At 32.3% G+C, this 10358-nt stretch carries 11 protein-coding genes and 1 pseudogene; all 12 read left to right on the top strand.

The genetic code is table 11. The features are described from left to right. Window positions 1-64 precede the first annotated feature (64 nt). Window positions 65-283, top strand: a complete 219-nt coding sequence (locus B1B04_RS24995; RefSeq protein WP_139377006.1) for a hypothetical protein — start codon at window positions 65-67, stop codon at window positions 281-283. Window positions 284-352: 69 nt separating this feature from the next. Next, window positions 353-973 (top strand): hypothetical protein, encoded by a 621-nt coding sequence (locus tag B1B04_RS24990; protein WP_079564414.1) that lies wholly within the window; start codon window positions 353-355, stop codon window positions 971-973. Beyond that, window positions 974-2164, top strand: a complete 1191-nt coding sequence (locus B1B04_RS24985; protein ID WP_079564411.1) for a LamG domain-containing protein — start codon at window positions 974-976, stop codon at window positions 2162-2164. Between the two features lie 208 nt (window positions 2165-2372). Next, entirely contained in the window at window positions 2373-3662 is a 1290-nt protein-coding gene (locus B1B04_RS24980; RefSeq protein WP_079564409.1) for a discoidin domain-containing protein, read from the top strand. Next, window positions 3662-4831: an SPRY domain-containing protein gene (locus tag B1B04_RS24975; protein ID WP_079564406.1), complete on the top strand. Its 1170-nt coding sequence runs from the start codon at window positions 3662-3664 to the stop codon at window positions 4829-4831. Before B1B04_RS24980 ends, B1B04_RS24975 begins: the two co-directional genes overlap by 1 nt. Window positions 4832-4896: 65 nt before the next feature. Next, window positions 4897-5565, top strand: coding sequence for a hypothetical protein (locus B1B04_RS24970; protein WP_079564404.1), 669 nt, complete (start codon window positions 4897-4899; stop codon window positions 5563-5565). Continuing rightward, on the top strand, window positions 5529-6020 hold the full coding sequence (locus B1B04_RS24965; protein WP_079564401.1) for a hypothetical protein: 492 nt from the start codon (window positions 5529-5531) through the stop codon (window positions 6018-6020). Before B1B04_RS24970 ends, B1B04_RS24965 begins: the two co-directional genes overlap by 37 nt. Window positions 6021-6044: 24 nt before the next feature. Further along, window positions 6045-7217, top strand: a complete 1173-nt coding sequence (locus B1B04_RS24960) for a discoidin domain-containing protein (RefSeq protein WP_079564399.1) — start codon at window positions 6045-6047, stop codon at window positions 7215-7217. A gap of 160 nt (window positions 7218-7377) precedes the next feature. Then, window positions 7378-7683 (top strand): annotated as a pseudogene (locus B1B04_RS26540) (discoidin domain-containing protein); the annotation flags it as partial. A 138-nt stretch (window positions 7684-7821) separates the two neighbouring features. Further along, window positions 7822-8472: a discoidin domain-containing protein gene (locus B1B04_RS26535; protein WP_346427010.1), complete on the top strand. Its 651-nt coding sequence runs from the start codon at window positions 7822-7824 to the stop codon at window positions 8470-8472. A gap of 1 nt (window position 8473) precedes the next feature. Beyond that, the gene (locus B1B04_RS24950) at window positions 8474-9391 is read left to right on the top strand and encodes a LamG domain-containing protein (RefSeq protein WP_079564392.1); all 918 of its coding nucleotides are present in this window, start codon (window positions 8474-8476) and stop codon (window positions 9389-9391) included. Between the two features lie 44 nt (window positions 9392-9435). Further along, the coding region (locus tag B1B04_RS24945) for a LamG domain-containing protein (protein ID WP_079564390.1) at window positions 9436-10358 on the top strand (923 nt) is incomplete at its 3' end.

Here is a 10358-nt window from a genome sequence, read left to right as displayed (position 1 = left end):
CATAAATTAATTGAAATTTAAAGATCTCCTTAACGCTTCTGTTAAGGAGAATTTTTTTGTTTATTTGACAGAACCACTTGGAAGTAACATTCGCAGTAATGACCGCATTGGTGGTGACAGAAACATAATAGGAAACATTGTTGAGGTTATAGACTGTTGGTTTAATGTTCGTGTAGATAGTTTGGGAGAAGAGCCTTTCACTTCAGTTGGTAGAAGTGGAATTAAAGATAAAAACAAATCAGTTGTTAAATTGCCACAGCATCAGCAGGTAAAAACTCGTTAGTGCAACGTGTTTCTTACCGTTACATGGAAAAGCAACATAATTATATTCAAGATATAAAATGAAGAAAAGATGGTACGTGATGGTAGCGCTTTAATGCCCACTTTAACATCAAATACATCTTCCCCACTTGGTTTTGCTTTTGCTTCTAGTGAATATAGCGCTTCATATTCACCTTGGAAAGCTTTCTCTGATTCAGGCTATTATAGTTCATCAACTAATATTATAAGTGGTTTTTTAGGATTTTATTTCAAAAGTGAAGTAAGAATTACTAAATACAGGCTCAGAAGTCATAGTGGAAGCGCAACCTATTTAAACTCCATGCCTAAGAACTGGGTTCTTCAAGGAAGTAATGATACTACAAATGGTATTAACGGTACTTGGATAAATTTAGACACACAAGCTAACCAAATTTGGACGACAAGAGACACCGATAAAATATATAGCATACAAATAAAAAATAAATATAATGCTTATAGAATTAATTGGTCTGCAAACAATGGTAATTCAAGTTACACAACTTTTGGAGAGCTAGATTTTTATGAGGATGATACAACATTACTAAGCCTTAAACGTGACTATCAATATGACATGACATTAGATAAAATTTGGTCAGACACAGGAAGTTTACACAGGCAAAAAATCACTCGTGATGATTGGGTGAAGATTGATGAATTGAACGTGGTGAAATAAGTGATTAACAATATTTTATTAGAGAATATAAAAACACAGATAGCTATGGATAAGTATGGATTGTATTGGTATCAATTTAATGAAGTGTCAGGAAACGCTACAGATTCAAAAGGAAGCCCATATATTGGAACATTATCTAATGCAACTCGTGTAACTGGATGGAATGGTGAAGGGAATGCTATTGACTTCAATGGTAGTTCTTTAGTAACTTTTAACAACAGCTTAATGACATATGGTGAGAAAACTATTGTTCTAAGATTCAAAACGTCATCTCTCAATAATATGTATATTTTTGAAAATTATGCAACAAACACAGTAAATCAGACTGGCTATAATTTAGGTATAAAAGAAGGAAAACTTCTTATGAGGCGTTTTACATCAACTGGTGCAGGGGCTACATATGCTTTTGATATAAGGTCTACTGAGACATACAATGACAACCAATGGCATAAAGTCATGTTTACTTGGAATGGAAATATAAATCAAGAGGCGAAACTTTATGTTGATGATATGTTAGTTGGTTCTCAAAAGTCAACAGCGAATGAAACCAGTGTAAACTTCGCCACTCAGAACCTTGTTATGGGAGGCTGTAAATTAACAACATATAGACAATATTTCACTGGTCAAATAGATGATTTTCAAGTGTATAACAAAGTTCTTACTCCTAGTGATTTTACTATAGATAAAACTTTTATTTTACATGATGGTGAATATAAGAAACTAAATCCAAAGAAGCCTGCCAAAGAAAGCATAAATATCTTACCAAAGATGGTTGACACCAATGAAAATGACTTAATGAAGGTGTATACTAACAGGACTATGTACAACCCTACTTATGTAGCTTTTGATGATTCTAACAGAGAGGCAAGAACTGTAAATCGCTCAGGAACAACTAGTATCATATTTACTATGGAACTAAAAAAAATAAAGCCTATTATAGATAGTATTATATTAAATTTTTACTATGTTAGGGATATTATTTTCTATGGTGTAAGAGATAATGGAGAGAGTGTTGAACTGTGTAGTTCTGATAGTATTACTTTCTCAAATAGTTTCATAAAAGAATTTAAGTTTAACAATACAGAAGCTTTTTCAAAATATGAAATACATCTAAATGGTGGAGAAAGTGGTGAAATAGGACTTAAAAGCGTAAAGTTAATATATTCCTGCTTATTGGTCAACAATATCTAACACTATTCCTACTTCAACACAATTCCTTGAGAAAGGAATGAACACCATCTCTCCCCTATTAGACAGAGAGGTAGCAGAACTAGAACCACTCCAAATGATACAGAGAAATGATGTTTTAGAAAATGATGAAATTGGTAAGGTGTTTAGTAAGCAAATAGATTTAAAAAAGTATTTTGACATAAGAAGTAGTAGAACTGAGGTGAGATAAGTGAACGAAAAAATTTGGTATGATATTAAAATGACATCTGCTAACACCCCTTCTCCTTTTGTTGTGAGTGCTAGTAGCACGTTCAGCTCTGCCTATGATGGTTGGAAAGCATTTGATGGGCTGTTAGTTAACGATGGTGGCAATGCTAGATGGCTTACATCAAATGGTACAAAGACTGGTCATATAACTATTAAGCTAGACCAATTGAGAATAATAAATTTAATTCGAATAGATATGTCTCAAAGTGGTGCTACCTTATTTCCAACTCAAATGGCTATTCATGGCTCTAATGATGGTGCAACATTTAAAAAGATAGCAAGTTTTAACAGACCAATAGAGAACATATCAGAACAAGAGTTTAATAATAACACACCATATTTATATTACAGAATAGAAATACTAGCGAATAATGGTGGTGCTTACACAGGTTTAACAGAAGTTAAACTAGGGTATGTAAATCAAAAGAAATCGATAAATAAAACACTTATTTTACATGATGGTGAGTATAAAAAGTGCGTTCCACTTTCTCCTGAGAAGCAAGAAGTGTGGTCTGATGATTCAGTTAATATAGTTCAGAAAATGACATCTAACAATTCTGCTAATCAGATTGCTTATATGTCATATGGTGGTGGTAGCGTTAACACTAGAGTTGGCTCTGCGTTCAATGCTTTCGACTATGCTTCAAACAGTAATATAGTTAGAACAAGTGTAAGTCCAAAAGGATTTTTGTCTATAGTATTTAATGAAGGTAAAGAGATTGGAGCTTATTCTTTATATGGCGAAGTAAGAAGTAGTGCAGACCCTAGAGATTTCACTTTAGAGGGTTCTAATGACACAACAAATGGTGAAGATGGTAACTGGACAGTAGTTGATACAAGAGTCAATGTATCTTATCAAATGAATATATGGAAGAGATTCGAACTAAATGAATCAGTTTCCTATAAAGCCTATAGATTAAACATTACAAGAACTTATTCTCCTAATTCAGATGCAGTAATAATAAGTGAGATAATGTTTCATCCACCTAAAAAACTACTATCTCCATATGAACCTGAAAAAAAATCTCATTGGAAAGTTGTTTCTGATGCTTTACCTAATGAAGATTTATTTATATCAGAAGGAATGGACAATCTATCTCCCCTACTTGACCGAAAAGTAACAGAATTAGAACCATTACCAATGACAAATAAAAGTGAGATTTCAAATGGTGATGTAGGGAAAGTATTTAGTAAGACACTCGATTTAAAGAAGTATTTTGACATAAGAAGTATAAGAATAGAGGTGAAATAATGATAGATATTTATAAAGTCACATGGGATAGCGCAAAAATTAATCATAGCGCTACAGTATTTAGCAATAATGACTTGACAGCTTATATAAAACATTCAGACCAAACTGTTGTGACAAATTATCCTAAAAGTAGTGGAAAGTGGTACTTTGAGCTAAAGATGGGTTCTATATTAAATGCTATGGTAGGAATTGTATCAGTAAAAAGTGGGTATGGAAGTACCCATAACTCTACTCTAAGTAGATATTATGCAATAAATGGCAGTAAAATTGAAGGCAATACATCACAGTCATATGGATTAGCATATTCTAATAACGATACTATTGGTATCGCACTGAATCTAGATGATGGCACTATTGAATTTTATAAAAATGGTGTCTCTCAAGGTATAGCATTTAGGAATCTTTCTGAACTAGGAGAAGTGTACCCTGCATTTACAACAAATGGCACAAGTAGTAGTATCACAGTGACCGCAATCTTTGAGGAACAATTATTCAATTACCCTATTCCAAATGGATATAAACCTTATGGGCTTCTTCCTTATTCAAAAATACTTCTTAAATCAAACAATAAGATTTATTCAATTGAATCAAATAATTCCTTATACAAAACATATATGACCTCTGATACTGTCCCTGCTCCATTAAGGTCGAGCGCAAGTAGTGTTTATATAAATGCTTCTTCATATCAAGCATGGAGAGCATTTAGTGAATCAACAAATAATTGGATGGCAGACAACGTTCCACAATGGGTACAACTAGATTTTGGTAGTAAAAATATCTTTAATAGAGTGAGGATAAAAAGCTCTAATGAAGCAAATCAATCACCAAAGAGATTTCAGGTGCTTGGCTCAAATGATGGTAGCAACTATCATGTTATACAAGAGTTTTCAGTAAACACGTGGGAAGCCAATACATGGAAAGAGTTTTACTTTAAAAAGAGTGATTATACTGTATACAGAATCAATGTTCTAGAAGTTTATTCTCCTAACACTTATAACAGGGTCTCAATAAATCAAATAATATTTGGCTTAGATAATAATGTGTTAATAGAGCTTCCAACATTAGATATTGAATATGGTCAACAATCATTATTAGAACTAAATAAAACAATGATTAATAAAAACTACATTTTACAAGTTGAAGTTTCTGAAATTTCAGATAATACATGAGCAAAGCAGTTGGATAGAAAACCATTGAGTATAGGATTTAATTAAAGAATTGAGGTGAAGTGAATATGGTGAATTTCTTAAATGTAAAAAGTGAGACAAATAGCATTGACCAAGATTTGTCTAACGTATTCAAAAAAGGTACACTTGATTTCTTTAATACTACCTTCAATATGTTACCTCCAAAATCTTGGTTAGAGATAAATGTATCATTCAACACAAGATTTGATATGGTTTTAGAATATATAGAAGTTTATGTTGGTGATGGCTCTTTCGCTACTCAGCCTTATGCTTTTGAGGTGTATTGTGATGGAATAAAAATAGCTGAAAGGGTAGGAGTAAATTGGGCTAAGTCAGAAAACACAAGAATAGTTCCAACCAATAAGTCTGTAAAGAATGGTCAACTAAAGATTATGATACAGAACTACGACAATCGTTCATATCCTCTTATTATCCCTCATATTTCTTTTTACGGAGATAATGTTATTCAAGAAGGATATTTATTACAATCAAACAATAAAACTTACTCATTAGAATCTCTTTACACAAAATATGAGACAAAAATGACCTCTAATACAGCTCCTGCGCCTTTTGTTGCTAGTGCTAGTTCAATTTATTCAACTAGCTACCCTGCTTGGAGAGCTTTTGCTAGTTCTAATCCAACAGGTGCTTTTTGGTCGACTAGCGCCTATCAAAAAGGGTGGATTCAGATAGACTATGGAACACTAAAAAAGTAAACATTCTATCTTTATTTTCTACAAATGAATCAGACATTAATGCACGTATAAGAGCGCCCAAAAAAATAGAGATACAAGCTTCCAATGATGGTACTACTTTTGAATCACTAGCTGTTTTTGATAACATTCTATATACACAAGCTAACGAACAAAAAGATTTTAAGTTTGATAACGAAAGAGAATATAGATATTACAGATTAAATGTTGATAACAAATCTAGTGGCAGTTATGTTGGTGTTGGTAAGATACTATATGGCTATAAGAAATCATTGCTCACAGAAATACCTAGTGTTAGTGCAGATAACTTTATTGAATATGGTGCAGATGCAATTAGAGATTTTGATTATATTCTAATTAATAAAAACTACATTTTACAAGATGATGCTTCAAAAAATTCAGATGGGTTGTGGACAACACAGTTGGATAGAAAACCTTTAAGTATAAGTTTCAAATAAAGAATTGAGGTGAGGAAAAACACTATGGGAACAACTATAGTAGAAGATAGCAATTGGGGCTGGGGTACAAGAACAGGAACGTTGAACTATTCAGTCATGTATCTTTATGATAAATTATTTGATTTTACTAATTGCACTGTAAAAACTATACAATTAGATTTAAGTAGCACCGTTAATAAATCAATGAATATGTACTTTGTCTCAGAAGATTTGAAGACAGTTGTAAAATACCACTATGTTAGTAGTTTTACAAATAATGGTACTATTGATTTAGACATTGATATAGAAAATGACCCTGTTTTTCAAAATAATAAGAGACTTTATATCGCTTTTACGCTTCCAAATGGCGTGTCTAGTAACGCTTTTGTAAACAACGCTCAGACACAAACGAGAAGTATAACTGCTTGGAGTTCAATATATGGTTATGTATATAACAAAGATGGAGCAGTATTTTCAGGAAATTTCACTAATCCAACAACGCTTGGTTTCAGACTTAAACTAGTTTATGAAAATTCATTGAGCAATAAAATATTATTACACTCTAATGACGAGACTTACTCAATAGAATCAATCAACACTCAATTTGAAATTCAAATGACCTCTAACACTACTCCTTCTCCTCTGTCGGTTGGCACTAGTAGCCAAAATTCTTCCTACCCTGCTTGGAAAGCCTTCGATGGAAAGTCAGATACTTTTTGGCAAATGAATAATGGTACAGCTACAGGATATATATACACTAACTTTGGTGAAGAGATTGTAGCAAACACTCTAACTCTTACTGCTAAAGATAATGCAGTAGATACAATGATAAAAGAATTTAGAATATCAGGAACAAATGACAACACAAATTTTGATACATTAAAAACCATAAAAAATGAAATTAATTGGGTTGACGGTGAAACAAGGAAATACCATTTTAATAATGAAAAAACATATAGATACTACAGGATTGATATAGAATCTAACAATGGTAACACTGTTGCAAGTGCGATAGCAGAGATTCAATATAGCTATGAAAAAGATAATATTATTAAATTACCTTCTTTAACTAAGAAGAATTTTATTAGTTATGGACAAGAAGAATTTAATAATTCAAGTGTTGTTTATAAGAACAAAAATTATGTTCTTCAAGAAAATAACAATAGTTTTCTGACAAGTAAACTAGATAGAAAACCACTCAGCATTAGTTTTAAATAGTGCTGAGTTTTTATTTTGACTTCTTAATACAATAAGAAAGGAATGATATTATGAGCAATATAATTTGGCATGAAACAAATATGTCAAACTACAACTATCCTTCTCCATATGTTATTACTACCAATAACGAAAGAGCTGTCATGAAGCATGGAAAGCTTTTGATAATATATTGAATAATAATCAATGGTCACCTAATTCACCTTCCAATGGTTGGGTAATGATAGATTTCGGCAAGGCTTATCCATTCACTAAGCTAAAATTAAAAAATGGGAACACCAATACAACTGCTACACCAAAAGATGTTAGAATAGAAGCTTCTCATGATGGAATAATTTTTAACGTAGTAGGTAGTTTTACATTACCTCAAATTGCTAGCGACACTATATGGGACACTTTAGATATAAATTCAAATGAACTAAGCTACAGATTTTATAAGATTTATTTATTATCTAATTATGGTCATAGTAGCGTCACTCAACTTAGTGAAGCTGTGTTTGGAGCGATAGATTACAGAAGGGTCATTGTTAAAAACCCAACAACAAATCAACATTACTCTCTATCAGATAACACTCTTATTCATCTTCCTGATAACTCAGCTAAAAACATGATTTTACATGGTATTGAACAAGGTAAGGAAATTCAATTAGATGTACCTTTTGGCAAACATAGATACTTAAATGACAAACCTGTTGCTAACGTAAGTGGAAAAGTGTTCACACATGATATTGGGAAAATCAATACATTGAATATCAAGGAATTTTTAGAGAATAAAAGTATAGTAACTACTTGGTATGAAACAAACATGACCTCTAATAATACCCCTTCTCCATTGGTAGCTAGTGCTAGTAGTGAATACAGTGGATACAGTGCATGTCTAGCTTTCGATGGAAATGCTGAAAGTGATGGTGGTATGATATGGGCTTCTGCCACAGGTCAGGCAATCAACTCATGGATTAAATTAGATTATGGTGAAAATAGAGAAATAAACACTGTATCTATAGTACCTAGAGCTGAAAAATACCTCTCTCAACAAACACCAAAAGATTTTATCGTTGAAAGTTCTAATAATGATAGTAATTGGTCTACACTAGGTAAATTCTCTGTCACTAGTTGGAAACCATCTACTGAATTAACATTGCCTTTAACTCACTCTAATAGTAGATACTATAAAATAACAGTTTTAAGTGTATTAGATGGAACAAATAACAATGCTTCGCTTGCAGATATTAAATTTGGATTAAGAGAGGTGAAATAATATGGCAACAACAGAGCAATTAATGGCACAACATGGTGTCGCATGGTTTGGTTTTGATGAAGTAAGTGGGAATGTTACAGACAAGCTAGGTAATGGCTATACAGGCACAGTTACAGGCGCAACTAGAGTTGAAGGTTGGAATGGTGAAGGCTCTGCTATGGATTTTAATGGAGTCAATCAGTATGTTACTTTTAATAGCCCCATTCTTCCACTGGGTGCAAAAACCATTAGGTTTAAAATGTTAAACAGACAGAATAAAACAACTAGTAGAATTATTTGTACTTCTTCTAGTACTACTGTAGGAGATTTAAGTATAACTCTTACTGATAATCTCCTTCAATTATCTATAAGACACTCTGTAGGTTCTGTCCATAACTTTATTGAAGCGATAGACTTAAATAAATGGTATGATATTATGATAACTTTTGATGGTGCAACAATAGGTAGCAATATAAGAATGTATGTAAATGATAAAGAAAAATTTCATGGATTATTAACATCTAATGAGCAATCAGGTATTAATATGAGATTAGGTAATATTGCTAGTACTTTAATTGCAACAGACTATTTTAATGGTCAACTAGATGATTTTCAAATCTACAATAAAGCTCTCTCCCCTTCTGACTTCACTCAAAAACGTTTAGTAGTTAAAACCTCAGACAATAAAAATCTTGTTTTATCCCCTGACACAGCTCGTGTAAAAGAGATTCCTAACATAGCAGAATATATGATGTTAGCTCAAGGTGGAATAGTAAAAGAGATTGACTTAGCAGTCGATAGACCACCTATTGATTTTACTAAACTTACAACTGAATATGAAATTGTGACTAATAATCGAACACCATTAGGGAAAGGTAGAATGTTTACTGCTCCTATTGGCAGTGATTTTAAAACAGCAATGATTGAGGACAACTATTAAACTAGTTGTCCTTTTAATATGGAAAAATATTGGAGGTCAATACAATGGCTAATAGTAAAGATAATTTAAGTAAATATGGTAAAGCATTTATCGGTTTTGATGAACCTAGTGGAAATGTTATGGATTCTATTGGTGGATATACAGGAGCGCTAGTCAATACTCCTACTCGTGTAACAGGTTGGAATGGTAAAGGTTCTGCTATGTCATTTAATGGTACTAATCAATATATTACTATGAATAATAAAATTATACCTAACGGAACTTTTACAATAAGATTGAAAATAAAATTTTTACAGTTAAATAGAGTGCAATATATTTTCGGAACAAATGACAACAATACTACTGAGTCAAATACAGGGGTCTATTTAACACTCATGCCAAATGACACCCTAAGAGCTTCCATAAGAAGCAGTACTACTGTTGTAGATTGTTTGGGTACAGAGCAAATGGAGCTAAATAAGTGGTATGATATATTATTCGTGTTAGACGAGAGTAAAAATAATGACAATGCTTTGTTGTATGTAAATAATTCCCAAATTCCTTATACTAAGGCTTCCATTGCCACTAAAGGGGTAAGACATTTCAGAGACTTAGTAATTGGAAACTTATGGTCAAACACAGCACCAACAGCAGATTTCTATTTTAAAGGTGAATTAGACCAAATGGAAATCTACGATAGAGTAATCTCCCTTATTCCTGATAAATACTTAGTTCAACACAACTCAGATTACAAATACCACAATGGTACTGATTGGCAATCAACTACACCAACAGAAGAAAACTTCATTGAATATGGAATGAACAATCTTAACCATATCAAAGAGAATCAATGGAAAGAACTATCAGGAGATAAATCAGTGGCTATGTGGTCTGATTTTGAAGATAAACAATTTACTTCTATTGTATTAAATAAAAATGAGTTCAAGCCACAGGATTTACTAGGTGACAAACCTCAAGCTATTTACTA

The organism is Lysinibacillus sp. KCTC 33748 (assembly GCF_002237755.1).
Classification (GTDB): domain Bacteria; phylum Bacillota; class Bacilli; order Bacillales_A; family Planococcaceae; genus Lysinibacillus.
Note: the sequence above shows the minus strand (reverse complement) of the source record. Positions and strands in the feature narration are given on the sequence as shown.